At 64.6% G+C, this 22,550-nt stretch carries 22 protein-coding genes; 5 read left to right on the forward strand and 17 right to left on the reverse strand.

The window, feature by feature from the left end; genetic code table 11:
* Nucleotides 1–28: 28 nt before the first annotated feature.
* From ASE00_RS05600 to ASE00_RS05640, 10 genes are all read right to left on the reverse strand, one after another.
* Nucleotides 29–1,246: a nucleotidyltransferase family protein gene (locus tag ASE00_RS05600; protein WP_082594476.1), complete on the reverse strand. Its 1,218-nt coding sequence runs from the start codon at nucleotides 1,244–1,246 to the stop codon at nucleotides 29–31.
* Nucleotides 1,236–3,032 (reverse strand): ABC transporter ATP-binding protein, encoded by a 1,797-nt coding sequence (locus ASE00_RS05605; protein ID WP_056378157.1) that lies wholly within the window; start codon nucleotides 3,030–3,032, stop codon nucleotides 1,236–1,238. Before ASE00_RS05605 ends, ASE00_RS05600 begins: the two co-directional genes overlap by 11 nt.
* 1 nt (nucleotide 3,033) lies before the next feature.
* Nucleotides 3,034–4,002, reverse strand: a complete 969-nt coding sequence (locus ASE00_RS05610; protein ID WP_235538594.1) for a serine kinase — start codon at nucleotides 4,000–4,002, stop codon at nucleotides 3,034–3,036.
* A 2-nt stretch (nucleotides 4,003–4,004) separates the two neighbouring features.
* Nucleotides 4,005–5,855 (reverse strand): asparagine synthase-related protein, encoded by a 1,851-nt coding sequence (locus tag ASE00_RS05615; RefSeq protein WP_056378158.1) that lies wholly within the window; start codon nucleotides 5,853–5,855, stop codon nucleotides 4,005–4,007.
* Nucleotides 5,852–6,271 (reverse strand): lasso peptide biosynthesis B2 protein, encoded by a 420-nt coding sequence (locus tag ASE00_RS05620; protein ID WP_235538540.1) that lies wholly within the window; start codon nucleotides 6,269–6,271, stop codon nucleotides 5,852–5,854. The genes ASE00_RS05615 and ASE00_RS05620 overlap by 4 nt, the downstream gene beginning before the upstream one ends.
* Nucleotides 6,264–6,557 carry a PqqD family protein gene (locus tag ASE00_RS05625; protein WP_056379352.1) on the reverse strand — a complete coding sequence of 98 codons (294 nt, stop codon included), beginning with the start codon at nucleotides 6,555–6,557 and terminating at the stop codon, nucleotides 6,264–6,266. The genes ASE00_RS05620 and ASE00_RS05625 overlap by 8 nt, the downstream gene beginning before the upstream one ends.
* 97 nt (nucleotides 6,558–6,654) lie before the next feature.
* Nucleotides 6,655–6,795, reverse strand: a complete 141-nt coding sequence (locus ASE00_RS23305; protein ID WP_156405281.1) for a lasso RiPP family leader peptide-containing protein — start codon at nucleotides 6,793–6,795, stop codon at nucleotides 6,655–6,657.
* Nucleotides 6,796–7,317: 522 nt separating this feature from the next.
* A complete protein-coding gene (locus tag ASE00_RS05630) occupies nucleotides 7,318–7,479 on the reverse strand; it encodes a hypothetical protein (RefSeq protein ID WP_156405282.1) in 162 nt (53 codons plus the stop codon).
* A gap of 212 nt (nucleotides 7,480–7,691) precedes the next feature.
* Entirely contained in the window at nucleotides 7,692–8,699 is a 1,008-nt protein-coding gene (locus ASE00_RS05635; protein ID WP_056378161.1) for a phosphoribosyltransferase family protein, read from the reverse strand.
* A gap of 249 nt (nucleotides 8,700–8,948) precedes the next feature.
* Nucleotides 8,949–10,058: an NAD(P)/FAD-dependent oxidoreductase gene (locus tag ASE00_RS05640; protein ID WP_056378162.1), complete on the reverse strand. Its 1,110-nt coding sequence runs from the start codon at nucleotides 10,056–10,058 to the stop codon at nucleotides 8,949–8,951.
* 132 nt (nucleotides 10,059–10,190) lie between these two features.
* On the opposite strand from ASE00_RS05640, the gene ASE00_RS05645 reads away from it, so the two are divergent.
* A complete protein-coding gene (locus ASE00_RS05645) occupies nucleotides 10,191–11,165 on the forward strand; it encodes a glycosyltransferase (protein WP_082594478.1) in 975 nt (324 codons plus the stop codon).
* 41 nt (nucleotides 11,166–11,206) lie between these two features.
* Here the strand turns inward: ASE00_RS05645 and rfbC are convergent, their stop codons facing one another.
* Genes rfbC through ASE00_RS05665 form a run of 4 tightly spaced genes read right to left on the reverse strand, consistent with a single transcriptional unit; the run spans nucleotide 11,207 to nucleotide 14,985 of the window.
* A complete protein-coding gene (gene rfbC / locus ASE00_RS05650; RefSeq protein ID WP_056378164.1) occupies nucleotides 11,207–11,755 on the reverse strand; it encodes a dTDP-4-dehydrorhamnose 3,5-epimerase in 549 nt (182 codons plus the stop codon).
* Nucleotides 11,756–11,764: 9 nt separating this feature from the next.
* A complete protein-coding gene (locus ASE00_RS05655) occupies nucleotides 11,765–13,090 on the reverse strand; it encodes an NAD(P)H-dependent oxidoreductase (protein ID WP_056378165.1) in 1,326 nt (441 codons plus the stop codon).
* A 33-nt stretch (nucleotides 13,091–13,123) separates the two neighbouring features.
* Nucleotides 13,124–13,903, reverse strand: coding sequence for a glucose-1-phosphate cytidylyltransferase (gene rfbF / locus ASE00_RS05660; protein ID WP_056378166.1), 780 nt, complete (start codon nucleotides 13,901–13,903; stop codon nucleotides 13,124–13,126).
* An 11-nt stretch (nucleotides 13,904–13,914) separates the two neighbouring features.
* Entirely contained in the window at nucleotides 13,915–14,985 is a 1,071-nt protein-coding gene (locus tag ASE00_RS05665) for an NAD-dependent epimerase/dehydratase family protein (RefSeq protein WP_056378167.1), read from the reverse strand.
* Nucleotides 14,986–15,565: 580 nt separating this feature from the next.
* Between ASE00_RS05665 and ASE00_RS05670 the strand changes: the two genes are divergently transcribed.
* Nucleotides 15,566–16,372, forward strand: a complete 807-nt coding sequence (locus tag ASE00_RS05670; RefSeq protein ID WP_056378168.1) for a hypothetical protein — start codon at nucleotides 15,566–15,568, stop codon at nucleotides 16,370–16,372.
* Complete coding sequence (locus ASE00_RS05675; protein WP_056378169.1) at nucleotides 16,369–17,163, forward strand: metallophosphoesterase; 795 nt, start codon at nucleotides 16,369–16,371, stop codon at nucleotides 17,161–17,163. The genes ASE00_RS05670 and ASE00_RS05675 overlap by 4 nt, the downstream gene beginning before the upstream one ends.
* Before the next feature lies 1 nt (nucleotide 17,164).
* Here ASE00_RS05675 and ASE00_RS23995 read toward each other — a convergent pair whose 3' ends face one another.
* Nucleotides 17,165–17,479, reverse strand: a complete 315-nt coding sequence (locus ASE00_RS23995; RefSeq protein WP_235538541.1) for a hypothetical protein — start codon at nucleotides 17,477–17,479, stop codon at nucleotides 17,165–17,167.
* 218 nt (nucleotides 17,480–17,697) lie between these two features.
* Here ASE00_RS23995 and ASE00_RS05680 point away from each other — a divergent pair, with 218 nt between their 5' ends.
* Complete coding sequence (locus tag ASE00_RS05680) at nucleotides 17,698–19,959, forward strand: glycosyltransferase (protein ID WP_056378170.1); 2,262 nt, start codon at nucleotides 17,698–17,700, stop codon at nucleotides 19,957–19,959.
* A complete protein-coding gene (locus ASE00_RS05685) occupies nucleotides 19,950–21,305 on the forward strand; it encodes a UDP-glucose dehydrogenase family protein (protein WP_056378171.1) in 1,356 nt (451 codons plus the stop codon). Before ASE00_RS05680 ends, ASE00_RS05685 begins: the two co-directional genes overlap by 10 nt.
* 21 nt (nucleotides 21,306–21,326) lie before the next feature.
* Here the strand turns inward: ASE00_RS05685 and ASE00_RS05690 are convergent, their stop codons facing one another.
* A complete protein-coding gene (locus ASE00_RS05690; RefSeq protein WP_056378172.1) occupies nucleotides 21,327–22,115 on the reverse strand; it encodes a glycoside hydrolase family 16 protein in 789 nt (262 codons plus the stop codon).
* Nucleotides 22,116–22,243: 128 nt separating this feature from the next.
* On the reverse strand, nucleotides 22,244–22,513 hold the full coding sequence (locus ASE00_RS24000; RefSeq protein WP_235538542.1) for a hypothetical protein: 270 nt from the start codon (nucleotides 22,511–22,513) through the stop codon (nucleotides 22,244–22,246).
* Nucleotides 22,514–22,550: the final 37 nt, after the last annotated feature.

Consider the following 22,550-nt stretch of genomic DNA (forward strand, 5'->3'; position numbering starts at 1 on the left):
ATATTTATACGGTCAAAACGATTCGCCTCTATTTGTTACGGAGGCGGCTCAACTCAGCGGCGGCGGCGAAGCTGGCCTCCCGCAGATATGGGCCCACCCGCCCCCACGGTCCGCGCGGATCGCACAGATGCCACAGCAACTCGCGCCGCTTGGGCCAGACGATGCCGGAGCTGTCGGGCGACAGGACGATTTCTCCTATCATTTCCGAACGCGACAGAGCGGCTTCCTGCCGCGGAGGAACGAGCGGCATAGCCACCGGCAAAAGATCGGCCGCACAGCGCCACGCAAAGATCAGCTGGTTGCACAGCCCCTGCGCCTCGGCGGTCCGCCGCAAGCTGGCGCAATCCGTCTCATTCATCGCCCGCAACATCATGGCGAAATCACACAGGTAGCGCATCGAATGCTCACGGTGGTAGACGGCCTTCACGAAGCTGACCGCCGTCAGCAAGCAGGCGTGGACCGGGGACAGCACCGGCACCGCGGCATGGCCGAGAGCGACGCGGCGCGCCTCATCGATATAGGATTGCAGTTCGCGCGGCGCGGGACAGCCGGGCTGCTGAACGCGGTGATGCAGGTCCACCGTGGCCAGCGTCTTGTCGTCCGCCATGAAATGCTGCTCGCCGAGATAATGCGTCCACCAGCGCGATCGGCAGCGATCGGCAGGCTGATAGTTCAGCGTCGACAGAACACGCGCAGCGCGATCATAATCCTTGCGGGCCACGAGCAGATCGATGTCGGATGACGGCCGAACGAAATAATCGCCATAGAGCGCGTGCAACTGCAACGGCCCCTTGATGACCACGAAGGCCAGACCGTCGCGGTCGAGCGCGCCGCTGACGCGCTGAATCGTCGACAGGTTGACGCTGTTGACCAGCAGGCTCCTGCCGCGGAAACCCCGCGCCGCCTCACGCAGCGACCGTGGCGCATCGATCCCGCAGATGATCGCGCCATGATAGACATGGGCCAGCAACCTGCCCGCAGCCGCCGTCGTGATCAGTGCATCCCAATCAAGCTGTTCGTCGAGCCACGGCTCCGGCCGAGCGACACCGTCGATCGCCGCCGCCAGCAGGCGGAGAAGCGCATGACGCTGTGGCGCATGGTCGACTATCTCCGGCGAAAGCCAGATATCTTGCCCGGCGGCCGCTTGTCGCGCCGACCGGTCCCGACGCTCGTTGATGCTGTCGCTGGGGACGGCGGCATCGCCGCCGGACCGCAAACCCCCGACGAAGATACTCTCACTCGCCATGCGACACCGGCCTGTTCGCGGACCGCGCGGCGTGCTGCGCCGGATGGAAGGCGACAACCCTGCTTCGATCGCCATTCTCTCCCTCCGCTTGCCGCGGTTCTATGGTGATCAGCTGATCCGCGAGAGTGGTCATCTGCGCGCGATGCGCTATGGTGACGATCGTCATCGTGCCGCGCAGGGCTTCGAGCGATTGGACGATAAGCCGCTCATTCTCAGGATCGAGCGCACTCGTCGCCTCGTCGAGGAGCAGCAAATCGGGCTGGCGAAGCAATGCGCGTGCCAAGGCGATGCGCTGCCGTTCGCCGCCAGACAGGCGGATGCCGCGATCGGCGACGGCCGTATATAGCCCTTGCGGCAGTTGCCGGACGAAGCCCGCCGCGCCGCTCGCTTCCAGCGCCGCCCACATCGCCTGCTCCGAAGCGCCGGGCGCAGCGAGCGTGAGATTGGCCGCGATGCTGTCGTTGAGCAGGAAAACCTCCTGGGGCACATAGGCCACCCGCGACCGCCAGGCGCGCAACCGGGCGGCGGCGAGCGGCCGCCCGTCTATCAGCACCCGGCCCGCGCTCGGCTCGGCCAGACCCATGATGATGTCCGCCATGGTGCTCTTGCCGCTGCCCGACGGGCCGGCGATCGCCGTTATTTCGCCAGCCGGAATTGCGAAGCTCGCCTCGCGCAATATATCGCCATCGCCATCGGGATAGCGGAAGCTGACGCCATCGAAGCGGATTTCCCGGCGCAGTGGCGGCAGCGCGCTCTGGTCCGCCTCGTCCGCGCTTTCCCGATCGGCTTCGAAGCGCGCGGTCATCGCCCGCGCGCTGTCGAAGGCGGGCAGGTTGGACAGGAGCTGCTGAATGGCATCCTGGATCATCGTGAAGCGCGGACCGATCCGCACGAACAGGAACAGCAGCACGGCGATTCGCGCGAGGGGCAGATGCAGGACAGCCACCGCGACATAGATGAATCCGACCGCCGCAACCGCCCCGGCGACTTGAAAGGCCAGCGTGCCGTTGGCCGCCGCGCGGGCATAGTGGATCATCTCGCGGCGGACATCGCCCAGCATCGCGGCGAGCCGCGCCACATAACCGGCCTCGGCATTATAGGCCTTGGCGAGTTTCATCCCGCCGAGGAACTCGGACACCGTCTGCTGCTGCAGGCGCAACGAGGCGGTGAGCACTTCCCCGAAATGGGCCGCCCGGCGGCGGACCGGATAAAGCGCGGCCAGAACCGTGCCGCCGACCGCCAGCGCAAACAAGGTCATCTTCAGCGATATGACCGCGGCCAGCGCGGCGTAGAGCCCGACCATCAATATCGCCTGCGACAGCAGCAGCAGGTTGAAGGTCGCCGCGCGTATCCGCTCGATGTCACCCGACAGCGCCTGCTGGATGTCCGAAGCGCGGGTGCGGGCGATCAGCCGCCACCGCGCCGATCCGATGGCGCCGAACAGCCGCAGCCTGATATCATCGACGCAGCTCTGCATCATCTCCGCCATCTGCACGGTGCGGAAGCGCGAGAACAGCGCCTGGATGATGACGAATCCGAGGAAGCAGCCGAGCAACGGGACGAGCGCTATATGCATGCCAGGCCCCAGCAGCGATCCGATCAACGGCAGCTGACCGGTCGTCACGCCGCCGCCGCCCTGCCCCGCCAGCTGGAGCAGCGGGATCAGCAGCAGGATCGAAACGCCCTCGGTAAGGCTGCCGAGGATAAGGAAGAGCAATGCCAGCAAGGCACGTCCACGCGTCTGGCGGACGATGAAACGGCCGAAATCGGCAATCCGCCCGATCATCTCAGCGTTCCCCGATCATGGTCTCGATCAGCAGGACGGTCTCGTCGAGCCGGGAAAGATCCGCCGGGATCCGCAATCGCGACACGGCGATCTGGCGGCTCAGGCGGGCGAAGCGCTGGAGATGGTCGGCCTCGTTGCGGCCCTCGAGCAAGGCCTTGCCGAAGCGGCTGACATAAGAGAAGCGCATCAGTCCTCCAAGCGCGTCGAAGCCATGCAGCGGTTCGATCGCCGGCATGTCCCCGCCCCGGTCGAGGATGAACACATGATCGAGGCGCAGCTGGCGATGCGAGAAGGAGGAAGCGGCGAGCCGGTACTGCCTCTTGGTGAAACCGTCATAGGCGAGCGGCAACGCCTCGGCGTTGGCCAGCGGGACGGCGGTGGAGCTCTCGTCGGATAGCTTGAGCTGGGCGAAGGCCGGAAGGATGCGAGGAACAATCGGATCGACAAGATCGATCGCAAGAAGATCGTCTGTCAGCAGGCGGTGCCCGCCGCGGATGAAAGCTCCCGCTGTGGTCGACTTGCCCGCCAGCTTGTCGCCGACGAAGGCCGCCGTCTGGCCATAGATCTCGACCGCGCTGGCATGCAGCACCGCGAGCCCGCGCAGGTGAAGCAGAAGGCCGAACACTGGGCCGAGCAGCGGAAAGGCCAGGAAAGACATCGGCACGCCGGGATAGGGCTCGACATCGATGCGGCGCAGGCCGTCGAAACGAAAGGCGGCGACGCCGGGCCAGGCGAGATAATGCCGGCCCGATGGATCGAGATCGACCACGACGCCTGCGTCGCGGGGAGGCGGCGGGCGGCCGCAAGGGGCAAGGCCGACTGTAAGATCGGGCTCACGTCCGGTCAGTTCCGAAGGCGAGAGCTCGGGCAGCGCGATGTGCGAGCGGATCGTCAGACCGAAGGCGAAATATTCGGTGGCGGGCGGCTGCTGGATCGTCGCGGCCCTGCCGACGTCTTCCTGGCTGAGCATCTTCACGCGGCCCTCTCCGCCCAAGCATCGGCCGCGGCGCCGCGCCGGTCCAGCCAGAGCGCGAGCATCACCGTCCGCCACACCGCGAACAGCGAGCTTCCATCCACCCGCCGCCCCTGGTCGAGAAGCTTCGCCAGCGCGGCGCGGGCGGCATCCATGTCGACATAGCTGCCCACTCCCGTCCGGTTGTCGCGAATGAGTGTGCAAAGCGCCAGCCGGCGGCGGAGCAGCGCATCGGCAAGCGCAGGGGCGAAGTCATATTTGTCGAGGCGGAGGCGAACCGTGTCGGGCATCGTGCCTTTCATCGCCTCGCGCAGGACGCGCCGCGGCAGACCGTCTGCCAATTTCTCGTGCGACGGCAGCGAGAGACAGAACTCGACCAGCCGCAGATCATAGAAAGGATAGCGAGCCGCAACGCCGGCCGCGGCCGCCATCCGGTCGAGCACTTCGAAACCATAGGCCTGCTGCGGCGCAGACAGGATTTCGACATGCAAGTCGCGCTCGCTATGCCGCGCCGAGCGGCGGGCCGGCATTTTGTGGAGCCGGTCGGACAGGCTGACGCGCCGCGCCAGTGCAGCGGCGACCAGCCCGGCGGCCGATGCTCCGCGCTCATGGCCCAGTACCGCCCGCGCGCTGTCCCAACGAGAACGCGCCGCGCGCACATAGCGATTATGGCTGAGATAGGGCGACACTATCCGCCAGCGCGAAGCGCCATATATCCCGGCTATCCCCGCGCCCTCGCGCCAGAGGCTGCGCCAATCGCCACGCGCCGCCAGCTCGTTGAGCCGACCGAGACCGTGCGAGACGACCTCGTCACCGCCATGCCCGTCGAGCAGCACGCCGACGCCGCTTTGCGCCGCACGTGCGTAGAGCCGCCGCGACAGGCTAGCGTTGTAGGCGATGAACGGCCCGTCCTGTTCGGCGAGCAGGCCGGGCAGTTCGGCCAGCGGATCATGATCGTCGCTCGTGATGAAGTCTGCGTCGAACCGGCCAGCATCGAGCACCGTCTCGATATACGGGCGCTCGTTCCAGCCGGCCGTGCCGTCGAGGGTCAGGGACAGGGTGCGCACCGGACGGATCGAGGCAGCCTCGAGCGCGACCGACGATGAATCGAGCCCGCCGCTCAGCATCACCCCGGCCGAATCCGGTTCCAGACGACGGCGAACGGCGTCGTGGAACAGGGCACGAAACGCCTCCGGTGCATCGCACTGGCTATGCGGCGGCACATCGGCCGGGCTCCAGAAGCGCGTAACGTGCGACGCCGTCCGCGTCACGCGCAGCGCATGGCCCGGCGGCAGCCGCTCTATGCCGCGATGGACGGTGGTGGTGCGATCGGTGTAGCCGCCGGCCATCAGGCTGGCGATCCCAGCCTCATCGGGATCGTCGCCGATCGCCGGAATGGCGGTGAGCATCGACGGTGCGGTCGCGGCGGCGAACAGGCGATCGTCGAGATGATAGTAGAAGGGACGTACGCCGAGATGATCGCGCGCGCAGAACAGCATGTCGCGCCGGCGGTCATGCACGATGAAGGCGAAATCGCCGGCGAGCTTTGCCGGACATTCCTCGCCCCAGCGCAGATAGGCGGCGGCAATGATCCCGGCTTCGCACGTCTCGGCAGGGCAACCAAGGGCAGCCGCCAGTTCGTCGCGATTGTCGAGCCGAACGTCGGCGGCCACCACGACGGGGGCCGCGTCGTCCCGCCCCGCGAGCGGCCGTGATGCGCCCGCCGCCCAGTCGTAGCGATGATGCCAGAATAGCCGGCCACGGGACCGCGACGCGGCCTCCATCGCGCCCGCACCATGTGCGGCGACGGGCGCGCCATCGCGCCGGAACAGCCCCGCGAAGGCGCTCATCGGGCGGCGCCCCGCAGGTCGACCAGCGGCGTGAACCCGGCCAGATCCTCTTCCTGTCCGCCGATCAGGACATCATGATCGTCGACCAGCCAAGCATGGGCCGCGACACGCCCCTCACGGCGCTGCACCCCAATTCGCACGATGGCGGGATGTCCGGCGCGGACGCAGAAATATTGCCCCGCCAGCGCCTTGGTCAGGCAGGTTGCGCCGGGCACCAGCCGGGCGGAGTGGCGGATCGCCCACATGGCGAGGTGGACGTTGCCGGCGGGCTTCCGCGCCGGGCGAGCACGCTCGATCCTGCGCAGCAGCGGCTGATAACCGATCAGCCGCAAGCCCAGGCGGATGACCGCGACAGCCGACAGGGCGTGCAAAAGCAGCCCGGCATGACGCCAGGCCAGCGCCACGCGTCTACGCAACCGGAACATCGTTGATCTTGACGAGTCCGGCCGTGCGCAGAGCGGCGAGCAGATTGTCGACATCCCTAACGCACCGATCGGGATCGACGTCGAAGCTCTCCATGACCGAACGGCGCACCTCGCCGACCGATGCACCTCCACCCAGCGCCTCCCAGATATGCGCGCCGACACGATTGAGTTTGAAATAGCGGCTGGTCTCGAGATCGAGCAGCACGGCGTCGCCGTCCAGATCGCAGGAAACAACGTCCTGACCCGGCACGATGACCGAAGAGGCTGGTATCGCCATGGCGAGCGGCATGGTCCCTGATCCGATCAGACTATGGGTGTGTGGCGGCCAACTGCGGGATGACCCGCAGTTGGCCTTTTTCGAAACGTCGACAGGATCAGGAAAAAGTCAGATCCGAGACGGGCGTTCCAGAGGAAAATGCAGCGTCCAGAACAGTGCCGTCGGCACCCCCCTGAGTCACCGCCTCGAACGAACCCACTTCAGTGAGCTCAGGGGTTTCATAGTCGGCTTTGGGCATTTCCAACCTCCATACTCCACACACAATGACCGGGCTTGGGCGACAAGCGCCCAAGCAGGTCCAGAGGAGAGTGTGGTCAGGCCATGACGCTGTCAACAAAGCGCAAAAGTCACATACAGTACACTTCAATGTAGCGTTCATTTTCATCCAGATTGGATGAAGCAGGCTACGATCAATATTCCAGCGTTATCGAAAATAAATCTGGCCCATATTTTTTCAATGGCAATGGAACAATCACTTCGATCTTTCCAATATCTTTTCTAACACCCCGATAAAATTAAGATTTACCATGCTTATATTCGGAAAATACAATATATCTTGCATATTCGGTTTTGTTCCTTCCGAAATAAATAAAAATCTCAAAAAAATAACAGTTCTATTGCACCGTTCCACAGTCACTAGGGGGTTTTACCGATTTGCCATTGAGCGACTGATGAATATTCCAAACGACCTATTGCGGAAGCGGTGCGATGTGTGGTGGCCAAATTGCGCCGCGCCGCAGCATGAATATCCTTAGTCCAGTCAGCGCCCTCTTGGATGGGCGCTCTGAATGCTCTCGCGTTCCTCAAAAGTCTCGCGCCGGCTCCCGATTCGTTGGCCCAGCGCCCGCACCGGCAGCTCGACCGCCGCGTAGGAGAGCGGCGTCACGGCGAAGGTTTTCACGGCTGTGACGATCGTCAGCAAAGGGCCGGCCCCGCTCATGAAGCCCCGCAGCGCCGACTTGGCCTTGATGGATTGCTCTTCGAAATGGCGCGTTCAGAAATGATCGGCGGGCCAGATCGCGACCGAACCGCCCCAGCAGGATGTTTGGGAGCGGCGAGGCATTACCGCATCATCCGACCGTATCGTCGCGCCCGAACGATTTCCGCCGCGGCGCCACTGGGCAGAGCCGGGCGCTAGACTCTCAAGGATCGCAGGCGCTGGACGAAAGCCGCGCCCAGCGGCGAACCTTTCACCATTTGCGCGACACTGTGCCGCAGGCCCTGCCCGCCGGCGCGGCCGTTCCCCTTCTCCCGCTGGAAACGCTGACGCGCGGCCTCCGTGCGCGTCGACGGCCAGGCCATCCGCTGCCCTTCGACGCTAAGCACCGGCCGCCCGCTGAGTTCGGAGATTTCCTCGGCCTGACGATCGTCGCTTTCGACGAACAGGCAGGCATTAGTGCGGCAATAGACCTTCGCCTTGTGGACGGCGTGAAGCCGGAGCCGCCGCCGCTCCTCGGCGGTGACGCCGTCGAGCATCCAGAGATGCTCATAGTCGACGGCATGCTCGCGCAGCCAGTTTTCAGTCTCGGTGCGATATTTTTCGAGACGGCTAGTCACCAGATGCTTGATGCGCACCCCGGGCTGGAGCAGCGGACGAGCATTCAGAAGGAACTGCTGATAACGTTCTCCATCGTCATTATCCTCATCCGCCGGGTCGTGGCACAACACCCCATCGATATCGAAACAGGAATCGGCGAGCCGGTTGTGGCGCATCAGATTCCATTGAAAGATGCGCGGATGCTGGACGACCTCCAGCCAGACGTCGATCTCGGGATGTTCGTCCTGCGCCGCATAGACCGCGCAATAGGTGATATCGGCGCCGGGGCGCTCGGCTTCGATGCGCTCGCGCACTTCAGCCATCGATGTGCCCGACAATATGCTGTCGTCGACCACCAGAACGCGATCCGGCGCGACCGATCCGTCGACCCGCATGGTGTCGCGTACGGTGCGCCCGACAAAAGGGCGCAGACCCGCAAGATAGCTTTCTAGATCGACGAACGGCAGATTCAAATGGGTCGCTAGCAAGTTCGCGGCGAGCATGCCGCTGCGCGGGATACCGACGATCAGGTCGATGTCATGCGGCAAGCGATAGCTGTTGCGGGTGATGCTCGCCGCCAGATCGGCAAAGGAGCGGTATTCCATCGGAAGAGATACTCCATCTACCCTGTTTCCAGCTCAACACGGCGCGATTGCACACCCCGCAACCCCAACTATTTGAATGTACTACATTATTTCTGCGCGGTAATGGCCCATGCTGCAAAGCGGTATAGCCACGAGGCAAATCGTGCGGTCATCCGCCCATATCGGAAAAAAATGCGCGACGCCGGTCCTGCGTTCCCGAACCCGCGCTCGGCTCACCCCGTCAGAAGCGCAAGTTGACCGGCCCGCCGGTCAGGTGCCGATGTCCAGCCGCGCCGCAACAAGCTCGGCGATGGCGAGCGAGGCGGTAAGCCCCGGTGACTCGATTCCGAACAGATTGACCAGGCCCGGCAGCCCATGGCGCTCGGGGCCGTCGATGCGAAAATCGGCGACCGGCGCATCCGGGCCGCCGATCTTGGGCCGGATTCCGGCATAGCCGGGCTGGAGCTTTTCCGGATCGATCCCGGGCCAGATCAGCCGGGCCGCGGCCAGGAACTGCTCGCCCCGCGCGGGATCGACACTGTAATCGATCGCGTCGATCCATTCGACGTCGGGACCGAACCGCGCCATCCCGCCCATGTCGAGCGTGAGGTGGGTGCCGAGGCCGCCGGGCACCGGAACCGGGTAGACCAGATGGCGGAACGGCACCTTTCCCGCATAGGTGAAATAGACGCCGCGCGCATAGCGGACGTCCGGAATATCATCGTCGGCCAGATCGTCGGTGACGCGCGCGACCTCATGCGCGGCCAACCCGCCGGCGTTGACCACCATGCGCGCCGCCACCGCCGGTTCGCGCTCGCCATTGACGTGCACGCCCCACCCGTCCGGCCGGCGCGACAGCCGCGTGACCTTTGATTGGCCGGCGAAGACTGCGCCATGCGCCTCCGCCTCGCCAAGCAGCGCGTTCATATAGGCGTGGGAATCGATGATGCCGGTCGACGGCGACAGCAAGGCTTCATGGCATGCGAGTTCGGGCTCAAGCGCTGCGGCGTCACGCGCCGACAGACGGCGCAGATCATCGACCCCGGCTCCATCGGCGGCGGCCTGTATAGCGTCGAGCTGCGCCGACTGCGCCGCATCGGCCGCGAAGATGATCTTGCCCGTGCGCGCATACGGCACGCCATTATCGGCACAATATCGGTAGAGCAGCGCACGTCCGCGCGTACAGAGCGCCGCCTTCAATGATCCTTGCGGATAGTAAATACCCGCGTGGATAACTTCGCTATTACGAGAACTCGTCCAAGTACCGTGCAACGGCTCCCCATCAACGATAATCGTTTCATGGCCGAAAACAGAAAGTGTACGCGCAATAGACAACCCTATGACGCCGCCACCCACTACAACGACATCAATAGTATTCATGATTTAAATCCATTTTGAACGTGATCCATGTCACATGTTAGAGATAATTTCTTTCTTTATGCTTTGTAATATCAACCCGTCTATGGTAATGCACCATCAATCGTTGTTGCCATGCGTTCACCAGGAGGCCTTATGCGATCGATATCCGCGGTGGTTCTCACCTATAATCGGCGCGAACTGGTGGAGGATTGCCTGCGGGCGATCCAGGGCCAGACCGTCGCCGTCGAGCGCATCGTCGTCATCGACAATGGCAGCACCGACGGCACGGCGGAGATGCTCGCCCGCAACTGGGCCGACCAGATCGAGTTGCACGTCCTGCCGAAGAATATCGGCGCGGCGGGCGGCTTCAATGCGGGCATGCGCATGGCCTATCGCTCGCAAGCCGACGCCATCTGGGTGATGGACGATGACGTCATGCCCGACCCAGATGCGCTCGAACGGCTGATCGATGCCGACGCACTGCTGCGCGCCCGCGACCTCGATCCGCCCTTCGTCATCTCCACCGCGCGGACCCCGGGCGGCATCGTCACCAATGTTCCCGACATCGATCTGAGCCGGAACAGCCTGTCCTATCAGAACTGGCCCGAGTTGCTCGAACATTGCCTGGTGCCGGTGCGGCGCGCGACCTTCGTGTCGATCCTGCTGCCGCGCGCGACGCTCGACACCTATGGCCTGCCGATCGCCTCGATGTTCATCTGGGGTGAGGACACCGAATATACCGCGCGGATCACGCGCGAGCAGGCCGGCTATCTGGTCGGCAACAGCCGCGCCGTCCATGTCCGCCAGCTCGACGGCAGGCTCGACATCCGCACCGAGACCAATCCGGTGCGGATCGGCTATCATTATTATTTCCTGCGCAACCAGGCCTATAACGTCCGCCGCTATCAGTCGGCCGGCGCCTTCGCCCGCCATCTGTCGCGCCAGGCGAAGCTGGCGGCGAAGCTGCTGCTGACCGGTCAGTACCGCAAGGCGAGGATCGTCGCGGCGGGCACGCTGGCCGGGATCGCCTTCCACCCGTCGATCGAGGCCGCCGACGCACCGATCGACACCAGCGGCTGGCAGTCCTTCATGATGATGGCCGAGCCGCTGCTTGTCGCCGCGGCCTGAAGCCGCGCGGCAGCGGGGCGCCGCTTCCGAGGCGCGACGCTTCAGAATAGCGGTTCCGCCGACAGGTCGATCAGCGGCCAGTTGGCGTCCTTGTCCGAAATCGTCGAAACCGGCAGCGGCCAGCTGATGTCGAGCAGCGGATCGCTGTAGCGCACCCCGCCCTCCGCCTCCGGCGTATAGGGGGCCGTCACCAGATAGCTGACCTCGATATCGCCGACGAGCGTCTGGAAGCTGTGCGCAAAACCCGGCGGGACATAGAGCTGGCGGCGATTTTCCGCCGAAAGCTCGAAGCCTTCATGCTTCAGATAGGTCGGCGAACCGCTGCGCATGTCGACGATCACGTCCAGGATCGCGCCGCGCACACAGCGGACCAGCTTCGCCTCGGTATAGGGCGGCCGCTGATAATGCATGCCACGGATCGTCCCGGCCTCGGCGGAGACCGACATATTCTGCTGGACGAAGTTGGTGAGCAGGCCGTGCTCGGCGAACTCCTTGCTGCACATCGTGCGCGCAAAGGTGCCGCGCGCATCGCCAAAGGGCTGAAGGTCTATCAGCCAGGCATCCTTGAGCGTGGTTTCGTGAAAGATCATGGAGCGTCCTCATGCCGCCTGAAGCTGGTTGCTGAAAAATTGCCGTTGCTCGGCGTAGAGACGATCGATCAGCCGTCCCGGCGGAACCGCCACATCGTCCCAGCCGATCGGCTGATCCTCCGCGACCGGCCGTACCAGCGTACAGCCGAGGGCGAGGCCGAGCGGCAGAAGCCCGTCTCGCTCGATCACATCGCTATTCTCGGCGACGCCATAGGCCTCATAGCCGCCGAGTTCGCCGATCAGCTCGCCGGGCTGGAGCGGCTTCTTGGCCATCGCGATAACCCCGACCCGCGGCGCTCCGGCGGGCGCCAGCACCGCGTCACCGAACAGCGCAGCGCGCGCAATCGATGTCGGCACTTCGAAATGGCAGAGATGATAGGGCGTCGAGAAGCAATAATAAGGCCCAGCGCCGAGCTTGTAGAGATTGAGGAAATGCTGCTGGCGCGGGTCGTCATGCGTGCCCAGCACGAAGACTCCGGGCCCCGGCCGCGCGCCGACGACATAGTCGACCAGGCCCGTCGCCGCGCCATCGAGCGCATCGGCAAAGGCCGAGACGGTCTCCTCCAGCGGGACCAGGGGGGACGTGGGGTCCCCGCCGGAGAAGTCTGGTCCAATCATCCCGCGGCGCGCGACAGCAAAGCCGGTGCCGTTGGCGACGATCGCCTGTTCATAGGAAATCTTGGTGCCGTCGGCGAAGGAGGCGACCATCGCCGCCTTCTGCCCCCATTTCTCGGCAAAGGCCTGCTGGGTCGTCGGGTTGCGCTTGGGATCATGCAACCCCTTGATATTCCCACACAGCACCGGCTTGACGCCCAGCCCGGCGACGAAGCGGAAAAGGTTCATCTGCACGCCCGGCTGATCGCCGTCAGAGAAGCTGTAGATCACCCCGGCGGCGTCAGCCTTGGCCTTCAGGATTGGGCCGACCGTTCCATCCACCTCCGCGTTCATCTGCACGACATGCTTGCCGGCGCGGATCGCGGCGACGATCACCGTCGCGGCATAGTCGATCGACCCGGTCACCTCGACGACGACGTCGACGCCGTCTGCCTCGGCAAGGCCGACCGCGTCCTCGGTCACCGCTGGAACGCCCGCGGCGATCGCCGCCTCGATCGCGAGACGCGAATCGCACGGGCGCGGAACGAGGCCGAGCATCTCGAACGCCGCCTTTGCCGGGGCGATGTTACGATTGGCCAACGCCACCACCGTCATACCCGGCGTCGCGGTGACGACCTGCCGGACGACCGCGGCGCCCTGGAAGCCCGCGCCGACGATACCGACGCGGATCGGGCGTCCTTCCTCGGCGCGGCGGCGCAAGGCCGTATCGACTATGATCATATTCGCCTGTTCTCCCTGAACCCGGGCGGTACGTTATTCCCAGACCTTCCACGGGGCGTCGCCCTTCGCCCACAAATCCTCGAGCAGATGCTTGTCACGCAGCGAGTCCATGCTCTGCCAGAAGCCGTCATGGTGATAGCTGGCCAGCTTGCCGTGCGCGATCAGCCGGTCCATCGGCTCGGCCTCCAGCGTGGTCTGGTCGCCGTCGATCAGGTCCAGCATCTCCGGTTCGCACACGAAGAAGCCGCCATTGATGAGACCGCCGTCCGCCGCGCCCTTTTCGCGGAAGCCGTGGACCAGCTTGCGGTCGTCGCTGAGCCGCAGGGCGCCGTAGCGCCCCGGCTGGGTGACCGCTGTCAGTGTGCACCAGGCTTCGGTCGCTTCATGCGTCGCGACCAGCGCCGGGATATCGACATTGCTCACGCCGTCCCCATAGGTCAGACCGAAACGCCCGCCTTCGAGCAAGTGCCGGGCGCGGCGCAAGCGCCCACCGGTCAGCGTATCGATCCCAGTGTCGACCACCGTTACCCGCCAGTCCTCGCCCACCGCCTCGAGCCAGTCCACCGCGCCCGATTTGAGGTCGATCGTGAAGTCGCAGGCGCGGCTGCGATAGCTGAGGAAATAATCGCGGATGAAGTCGACCTTGTAGCCGCCGATCACCACGAAATCCTTATAACCGTGATAGGCGTACATCTTCATGATGTGCCACATGATCGGACGGCCGCCGATCTCGACCATCGGCTTTGGCCGTACGGTGGTTTCTTCGCTCAAACGGGTACCGAACCCGCCGGCGAGCAGGGCAATCTTGCGCATGATCCCTCCGCTCAGGCCGCGATGGCGGCGGTGTCGGAAGGACGCAGCCAGCGCAGACTCTCGGAGAGCCGCCCGCTGGCGATATGGTCCTGCAATATTCGCAGGCGGATCAGCGGAGATGCCCGGAAGTCGCGGTCCGCGAATCCCATGGCGCTCAGCCCGGCAACCAGTTCTGCGATCGACTGGTCGAGCGTGATGCACGGCAGATGATGGGGGGCCAGCGCCGCGAATTTGCTGAAGTCGACCTGATAGGACCGACTGTCGGCAGGCGCCTCGGTGTTGATGTTCACCGTCGTTCCCGGCACCGCCGCCGCCACCGCATTGGCGAGATCGCGAACCTGGTAGTTGGCGCTGTCGATCCCCGCATTGACGACCAGAAAGCGGCCGCCATTGCTGGCCGGGCGCGTCGCCGCCCAGTCGATCGCGCGGGCCATGTCCTGCGTGTCGATCAGCGGCCGCCAAGGGGTGCCGTCGCTGAGTACGGTGATCTCGCCTGCGGCCAGGGCGCCTGCGACGAAATCGTTGAGCACGAGATCGAGGCGAAGCCGGTCCGACATGCCGCACGCGGTGGCGAAGCGCAGGCAGGTGACGACCATATCGCCATCGAGTCGCTCGAGCTCGGCCTCGGTGCCGATCTTGGACGAGGCATAGTCGGTCACCGGATTGAGCGGATCGCCCTCGCGGCGCGGGCCGCCCTCGGCGACGCCATAGACGCTGCAGCTCGACGCGAAGACGAAGTTGCGGACGCCCGCCGCGCTGGCCATCCGGCCGATCCGAACCGACGTATCCTGGTTGATGGCGCGCGTGACCGCTGCGAACCGGCTGCCCATAGGGTCATTCGACACCGCCGCCAGGTGGACGACCGCATCGTAACCCTTCAGAGCATTTTCATCGAGCTCACGGACATCGCCGAAAAATTGCCGGTCGAGCAGCAGCTCGGGCAGGCGGACCGCACCGGTGAGGCAATGGGCGAAATAGCCATTGTCGAAGCCGTCGATGATTGCGCCGGGGTAAATCTCGCGAAAGCGCCGAACGACGGCAGGGCCGACATAGCCCATGTTGCCGGTGACGAGGATCCGCATGCACATTCCTTTCCAGATATGTCACGGCCAGGACCAGCAGGCCCCGGCACGCCCCCCGCGCACCAGTAGAAGCCAGCCCGGATTCGGCCCCACACCGAAAACCGCGCCAGCAAACCCCGTGTAATTCAGGTTAAGACAAACCTTGGATCGGACTTGTAACGGCTAAATAGGAACATGATCTGTTCGTTGCGTCAACCGTTTTTGTGCAATGCAACCGGTTGACATATCGCACGCGAACAATCAGCATGAAGAAGAGATATTCGATACGATATCGAAATAAATCTCCTTCTTGTCGTTTTGGGAGAAATAATTGGGGGTGGTGCCGGATAAGCCGGAGTATCACCGCGATGTTGCTTTATTTTACGGAATTTCTGCTATCGTGTTTCGCGTCGAAGCGTGCGCTTTTCAAGTCGTCACGAACGGAACGCACGGCTAACCGGCTCGCGCCGCTATCCGTCCCAGCCTTGTTTTTCAGGCGCTTTGGCGCGGACGTCTCGGATCGCCGCATGTGGCAGACGGCTTCTGGCGAACCGCACGAGGGAACACGTAGGCGCTTCGGGAATTGGAGGCGGCTTCTGACATGATCATCGAAACCGACCACCACGCCGATGCCCCGCTGGCCGCCGCATCGCGCAAGCCGTCGGCCCAGCCCCGGCTGGCCGACGTCCGGCGGGATATGGCCGCGATCTTCGGCGAGAATGCGATTACGGGCCACGCCGGGCCGCAGCGCACAAGGCCGCTCCGGAAAGCGGAACCCCCGCCACTGCCCCCGGCGCGCCGGAACCTGAAGCCCGCCCCGCTCCTCGCCGCCGGGCTTGCCGGGCTGATAGTCGGCATGGCCGCGATCGGGACGCCTCGGCTCATCGGCCATGCTGCGCCGGACACGTCGGCGACAGCGCCCGCTACGACCGTTGCCGCGAGCCCCTTCGAAGATGCAACGCCGCCCGCTGCGGCAGCGCCCGCTGCGGCGGCGCCCTCGGCTGAGCAGGCAGCTCCCTCCCCCACCACTTTGACACCGGTCAAGCGGCCCGACCCGGTTCGCCTTGCCAAAGTGGACAGGCCGGAGGAGCCCGCGAAACCGCCCGAGAAACGCATGGTGTCTGCGGAACCCGCGTCGCTCGGCGCCCAGTGCGAGGGCGACCGGCTGGAACGTCACTGGTGCCTGCGCCACGATATATTGAAGGCGGATCGGATGCTGCGTCTGGCCTATGCCAATGCGATCCGTGAGGGCGTCGAGCGGCGCTTCCTCGTCGCGCATCAGCGCCGCTGGACCCAATTGCGCGACCGCGCCTCGAGTGACCCTGACGGGGTCGTCGCCGGCTATCGCGAACTCGCGGAGGACCTCGAGCGGCTTTCGGTCAATGGCCGGCGGCGGGACCGGATATGACGAGCGCCGTCCTAACCGCCCCAGAACCGGCCAGTCGGCCGCGTCCGGGCGATGTCGAAGGCCAGCTCGTCTATGCGATCGGCGATGTTCATGGCTGTTACGACCTGTTCCGCGACCTGCTGGCCAGGATTGCCGCCGACGCCGCCGCGAGCGCGCAGGGGCGACGGCCGATCATCATCCAGCTGGGTGACCTGATCGACCGGGGCCCGCAATCGGCGCAGGTCGTCGAGGCCGCGGCGTGGCTCCAGCGGCGCGGCGACATCGAGTTCCAGCAGCTCATGGGCAATCATGAGCGGGCCATGCTCGATTTCCTGGAACAGCCCGGGCCTCACGACTGGCTGATGTTCGGCGGCGATGCGACCCTGCGATCCTATGGCGTCGAACCGCCGGAGACCGGCGCGCCGCCGACCCGCTTCGTCGAAGCGCGCGATGCGATGCTCGAGCAGATGCCCGCATCGCACCTTCATTGCCTCGAGCATGCCGAGTCCATGCTTGTGCTGGGCGATTATGCCTTCGTCCACGCCGGCATTCGGCCGGGAACACCGCTGGCCGAGCAAGGCGATGACGCGTTGCTGTGGATAGGCGGGGAATTTACCGCATCGAACGCGCGCTTCGAGAAGATCATCGTTCATGGCCACACGATCGAAGAGCAAGCATGCATCCGTCCGAACCGTATCGGTATCGATACCGGCGCCTACCGATCAGGAATTCTGACGGCGATCAGGATCGAGGATGGCGATGTGCGTTTGATTCAGACCGGTGAGGAGCGCGGCGATGTCACGCGCGTGTAACTCAGCGGAATATATAGCGGGCGATCATCCATCCGCCGCCAAGAATGACGGCCCAAGAACCGATGGCAAGCGACACGGCTACGGCAGCACGCACAGCACCGGGGAACCGATACTCATTGTCGGTTATAGTGATGGGCTGCTCCATCCGCTTACGCAGATATGCGCGCAGGCTACGAGCCGGAGATACCGCTGGGCGGACAGACAAGAAGGCAGCGCTGAGCGGTTTGCCATGGGCGTCCTCTCCGGTCTCCGTTCCTATCTTATCTGGCGCGCTTTCCACGCCAACTGGTGTAAAGCTATCATCCGTCGCGAGCAAGCCACGATTCACCTTGTGTTAATACTGAATAGCTTTGCTTTGACGCTCCAGAGCGCCGCGATATTTTTGAGACGACTGCTTGTATCCGCAGGACGGAACGACTTGAATCGTCATGGAATTCCTGCTGATCGCTGGTCATCCTCGCTCGCGCATGCCCGCTTCGCCAGATTGAAGCCCGGCCTTCCCGCAGCGGAGATGATCTTGCCAAGTGTTCCAGCATGACCCAGCCAGCGGATCGCCCCCTGGTCAGCGTGATCGTGGCCTGCTTCAACGCAGCGGCCTATCTCCGCGCCGCGGTGAGTTCGGCGCTCGACCAGTCGTTGCGCGAGATCGAGGTGATCATCGTCGATGACGGCTCGACCGATGGAAGCCAGGCGATCGCAAAGGAACTCGCCGCCACCGACCACCGCGTCCGCCTGTACCGGATGGACAGCAACGGCGGTCCCGCCGCTGCGCGCAACCGCGGTTTCGACCTGGCGCAGGGCCGGTTCGTCGCGATCCTCGACAGCGACGATCTCTATCATCCCGAGCGGCTCAAGCGGCTGGTGGCGGTCTGCGATGCGGTCGAAGCCGACATGATCGCCGACGATCTCATCATCTTCGACGACGCGGACCAAACGCCTCCCACGGGCTTTTTCGCAGCACCGCGATCGAAACGCGGAGACTGGGTATCGCTCGCAGGCTATTTCCGCGAAAGCGTCCTTTATGGAAGAGCGCCCAACCTCGGCTTCCTCAAGCCGCTGATCCGGCTCGACCTGATCCGGGACCATGGCATTCGCTATGACGAGCGCCTGCGGATCGCCGAGGATGACGATCTGATCATCCAGCTGCTGCGCGCCGGGGCGCGCTACCGTACCGTCGCCGAGGCCGGTTATTTCTATCGCAAGCATGGCGCGTCGATCTCGCACCGGCTGTCGCTCGCCAATATCGAGGCGATGGTGCTGGCGGGCGAACGACTGGCCGCCGATCTGCGCGGTGCGCCTGCCGACGTCCGCCGCGCTCTCGCACGCCGCAACCGGGCGCTACGCAACAGCCGGGACTTCACCCTGACGATCGAAGCCTTGAAGACCCGCCGCCTGGCGGGGGCGGCGGCGACCGCGATCCGCCATCCGGGACTGCTTCCCCTATTCCGGATGCCGGTCGCAGCGAAGCTCAGGAGCCTGTTGAACCGGAAGGCCGACGAAGCTCCGCCGCGCTCGGCGCCGGCAGCCTGCTTCATCAGCAACCAGCGGATCGCAGGCGCGACCAATGGCAGTTCGGCCTATCTGATCGATCTGGCGCGCGCGGCGCGCACGGCGGGCTACGCGCCGCACCTGGTCCAGCCTTCTCCGGCGCTGTTTGGGCGGACGCCCTTCTTCCGCCTGCGCCCCGAGATGCAGGTCTTTGCCTCGCACCACCTGCGTGGCGGCTGGCGGATCGGCGCGTGGATGATCGCGCGCGATCCGCATGTCTGGGCAAATGCAACGATCGGCATAGTGCGGCGGACGGCGCGCCGGTTCGGCATCGACGCGCTCTGGACAATCGACCGCCCCGCCCCCTATGCGGTCACCGCTCCCTGGACCAAGGCCGATCAGCTTTTTGTCACCGCCCATGCGCGCCCCAAGGCCGATATCATGATCGCCGATTATATGTTCCTGGCGCGCGCCTTTCCCTATGCCGCGCGGCCCGACGCCGCGACCGCGATCGTGATGCACGACCTGTTCCACGCCCGCTCCGACGGCTTCGCCGCCACCGGCGACCGCGACAGCGTGGCGGGGATCAGCCGCGACAGCGAATTGGCGCTGCTCGGCAGGGCCGATGCCGTCATCGCGATCCAGGCCGCCGAAGCGGGTTTCGTGCGGCGGGCCCTGCCGCACAGCGCGGTCGTACTGGCTCCGATGGCTGCGCACCCCGTAGAAGCGGCGCAACCCGGCCTTTCCGATCGCCTGTTGTTCGTCGGCAGCAACACCGCGCCCAATGTCCATGGCCTGCGCTGGTTCATCGAGACTGTCTGGCCCGATCTGCACGCGGCGCGTCCCGGCGTGGTGCTCGATGTCGCGGGCGCGGTCGCCGCGGCCTTTCCGGCGGGCGGGCCCGAAGGCGTCGTCTTTCACGGCCTGGTCGACGATCTCGCGCCCTTCTACGCGCGCGCCGGGGTGGTCATTTCACCGCTGCTCCACGGCTCGGGGCTGAAGATCAAGCTGATCGAGGCGCTGGCCCGCGGCAAGGCGACCGTCGCGACGGCAGTGACACTGCAAGGGGTCGAGGAAACCGCCGGTCCGGCGGTCGCCCGCGCCGACGACTCCCCGGCTTTCCTAGCGGCGATCCTGCAGCTTATCGACTCCGACGAAGCGCGCGGCGCGCTTGCGGAGCGCGCCCTGACCACCGCCCGGGTGCATTTTTCACCCGATGCATGCTATCAATCATTTCGGGAATGGCTCGCCGGAACATCTGCGGCGCGACCACCCCACAGCAACGAGGAAGCAAGATTATGCGCCTGACGATCATCGGAACGGGGTATGTCGGAATTGTCTCGGCGGCCTGCTTCTCCGAGTTCGGCCATGTCGTGACCTGCGTCGACATCGACGAGAATCGCATCGCCGAATATAACGCCGGACGCGTCCCGATCTTCGAACCGGGGCTTCAGGATCTCATCCGCCGCAATGTGAAGGGCGAACGCCTGTCCTTCACCACCAACCTCGCCGAAGGGGTGAAGGGCGCCGAAGCGGTGTTCATCGCGGTGGGCACGCCATCGCGCCGCGGCGACGGCCATGCCGACCTCAGCTATGTCTTCGCCGCCGCGCGCGATCTCGCCACCGTCTGCGACGAGGGCTGCGTGATCGTCAACAAGTCGACCGTCCCGGTCGGCACCGCCAGCGAAGTCGAGGCGATCATCGCCGAGGTCGCGCCGGGCAAGCAACTGCACGTAGCTTCCAACCCCGAATTCCTGCGCGAAGGGTCTGCCATCGAGGATTTCCAGCGGCCAGACCGCGTCGTCGTCGGCGTATCGAACGACTATGCCAAGCGCGTCCTGGCGGAGATCTATCGCCCGCTTTTCCTGCGCGAGACGCCGATCCTGTTTACGGACTGCCGTACCGCGGAGGTGATCAAATATGCCTCCAACGCCTTCCTTTCGGTGAAGATCGCCTTCATCAACGAGATCGCCGACCTGTGTGAATCGGTCGGCGCTGACGTCAAGGGCGTCGCCAAGGGCATCGGCATGGACCGGCGCATCGGCAACAAGTTCCTTAACCCCGGCCCGGGCTATGGCGGGTCCTGCTTCCCGAAGGACACGCTGGCGCTGCTGCGGACGGCCGAGCAGGCGAACGCCAAGCTGCGAATCGTCGATGCGACGGTCGCGGCCAATGACGAGCGCAAGAAGGAGATGGCGCGCCGGGTGATCGCCGCCTGTGGCGGCAGCGTCGCGGGCAAGACGATCGCGGTGCTGGGCCTGACCTTCAAACCCAACACCGACGACATGCGCGACGCGCCGAGCCTCGTCGTGATCCCCGAACTCCAGGCAGCGGGCGCAACGGTGCGCGCCTATGATCCCGAGGGCCGCACCGCAGCCGAATCGCTGTTGCCCGGCGTGGATTTCGTCGACAACGCCTATCGCGCTGTGTACGGCGCGGCGGCCGTCGTGCTGCTGACCGAATGGAACGAGTTCCGCGCGCTCAACTTGGGCCGGGTCCGCGATCTCCTCGCCGATCCGTTGTTCGTTGACCTGCGCAATGTCTACGAGCCCGCCGACATGGCAAAGGCAGGCTTCCATTATCTGTCGATCGGCCGCACTCCGGTCGCGCCAGCGGAGGAAGCGGCGCGTCGCACCGCCCCCGCGGTCGCCTGACGGCGATCGCGATGGCCGCGCTCAGCGTGGGCTGCCCGTAAAGCGCCAGGCGCGGATGTGATCGATCTCCATCCGCGCCGGCATCACTGTCGATGCATCGGGGTCGCCGGGCCATTTTCCGCCGATCGCGAGATTGGCGATCATATACATCGGCTTGTCAGCGTCTGCTGACGTCGGGATCGAAGCCGTTTTCACGCCATCGATATAATAATCGAGCGTCTCCGGGGTCCACAGCACCGCATAGAGATGAAACTGGTCGCTGGAGCCGTTCATCGCGACCTTGCGCGTGACCGGCTTGTGGACCTTCGAATGGAGGCTCTGGAACGCGGTGCCAGGCTTGTCGCCATGCGCCTCGATGATGTCGATCTCGGGCGGCCAGCCGCCGCCGGCGGGCAGCAGCCAAAAGGCGGGCCATACGCCTTTCCCGCCGGTCCAGCGGGCGCGCATCTCGAAATAGCCGTAGGTCTGCTGGAAACTGCATTTCGTGGTGATCAGGCCCGAGCTGTAGCGGACGTCGCGCAACGCGCTGTTGCGGATCCTCTCAGGCTGCTTTGCCAGCGCTTCGCGCAACCGCCCCTGGACGCGGGACTCCAGCGGCCGTGCCGTGATGGTAAGCACCCCGTTCTTAAGCGAGAAGGGCTGAACTCCCGCGTCGAGGAACTCGGGGTCGAAATAGATTTGCCGCTCACGATTTCCATAGAGGCTGCGGTTTGCGATCGTGCCGGGCCGTCCACAGCCCTTGAAGGCATGACGCCAGACATCGGGACGCAGGCGGCTGCCGTCAAACTCCTCGACGAAGCTGGGGGACATGGCCAGCCCGGCTGGCGGGCCTGACCTTATTGCGGAGCTGACCGGAATCCCGTTGATTGCGCCGGCTGCAACCGCGAACACAGTAAGTGCAGTTATATTCGATGGAAATCGGCTCACGATCCGCTCCTTTATTGCAACGCAGCACGAAGGCCTGAGAACAATTCCGCAGCGCCGAAACATTTCGCCGCGATGAATGGAAACGCGTCAAAAAGACACAACGGCCAATATTTAGATGAGCGGAACGAAATTGCCGACAAACCGTTATTATCACGCCAAAAAAATCTTGGTCCGGCGTTAAAAAGCTGGAACAAAACCACCCCTCGGTGAAATGTGCCGTACATGCGGTGAATATGGCGGAAATCCCCATTTCCGGGCCGACCGCGATTGACCCTCTTCATGGTGCATTGCAAAGTAATCGCAGGGGGAAGATCGAAA

The organism is Sphingomonas sp. Root710, from assembly GCF_001429065.1.
Taxonomy (GTDB): Bacteria; Pseudomonadota; Alphaproteobacteria; order Sphingomonadales; family Sphingomonadaceae; genus Rhizorhabdus.

Bases quoted from the DNA above. Each gene is read 5' to 3' on its own strand.
- ASE00_RS05655 (WP_056378165.1), bottom strand. From the start codon at position 13,090: ATGATCATAGTCGATACGGCCTTGCGCCGCCGCGCCGAGGAAGGACGC.
- ASE00_RS05645 (WP_082594478.1), top strand. From the start codon at position 10,191: ATGCGATCGATATCCGCGGTGGTTCTCACCTATAATCGGCGCGAACTG.
- ASE00_RS24000 (WP_235538542.1), bottom strand. From the start codon at position 22,513: ATGAAGAGGGTCAATCGCGGTCGGCCCGGAAATGGGGATTTCCGCCAT.
- rfbC (WP_056378164.1), bottom strand. From the start codon at position 11,755: ATGATCTTTCACGAAACCACGCTCAAGGATGCCTGGCTGATAGACCTT.
- ASE00_RS05600 (WP_082594476.1), bottom strand. From the start codon at position 1,246: ATGGCGAGTGAGAGTATCTTCGTCGGGGGTTTGCGGTCCGGCGGCGAT.
- ASE00_RS05635 (WP_056378161.1), bottom strand. From the start codon at position 8,699: ATGGAATACCGCTCCTTTGCCGATCTGGCGGCGAGCATCACCCGCAAC.
- ASE00_RS23305 (WP_156405281.1), bottom strand. From the start codon at position 6,795: ATGCCCAAAGCCGACTATGAAACCCCTGAGCTCACTGAAGTGGGTTCG.
- ASE00_RS05610 (WP_235538594.1), bottom strand. From the start codon at position 4,002: ATGCTCAGCCAGGAAGACGTCGGCAGGGCCGCGACGATCCAGCAGCCG.
- ASE00_RS05615 (WP_056378158.1), bottom strand. From the start codon at position 5,855: ATGAGCGCCTTCGCGGGGCTGTTCCGGCGCGATGGCGCGCCCGTCGCC.
- ASE00_RS05640 (WP_056378162.1), bottom strand. From the start codon at position 10,058: ATGAATACTATTGATGTCGTTGTAGTGGGTGGCGGCGTCATAGGGTTG.
- ASE00_RS05680 (WP_056378170.1), top strand. From the start codon at position 17,698: ATGACCCAGCCAGCGGATCGCCCCCTGGTCAGCGTGATCGTGGCCTGC.
- ASE00_RS05675 (WP_056378169.1), top strand. From the start codon at position 16,369: ATGACGAGCGCCGTCCTAACCGCCCCAGAACCGGCCAGTCGGCCGCGT.
- ASE00_RS05690 (WP_056378172.1), bottom strand. From the start codon at position 22,115: ATGTCCCCCAGCTTCGTCGAGGAGTTTGACGGCAGCCGCCTGCGTCCC.
- ASE00_RS05665 (WP_056378167.1), bottom strand. From the start codon at position 14,985: ATGCGGATCCTCGTCACCGGCAACATGGGCTATGTCGGCCCTGCCGTC.
- ASE00_RS05605 (WP_056378157.1), bottom strand. From the start codon at position 3,032: ATGATCGGGCGGATTGCCGATTTCGGCCGTTTCATCGTCCGCCAGACG.
- ASE00_RS05685 (WP_056378171.1), top strand. From the start codon at position 19,950: ATGCGCCTGACGATCATCGGAACGGGGTATGTCGGAATTGTCTCGGCG.
- ASE00_RS05670 (WP_056378168.1), top strand. From the start codon at position 15,566: ATGATCATCGAAACCGACCACCACGCCGATGCCCCGCTGGCCGCCGCA.
- ASE00_RS05625 (WP_056379352.1), bottom strand. From the start codon at position 6,557: ATGGCGATACCAGCCTCTTCGGTCATCGTGCCGGGTCAGGACGTTGTT.
- rfbF (WP_056378166.1), bottom strand. From the start codon at position 13,903: ATGCGCAAGATTGCCCTGCTCGCCGGCGGGTTCGGTACCCGTTTGAGC.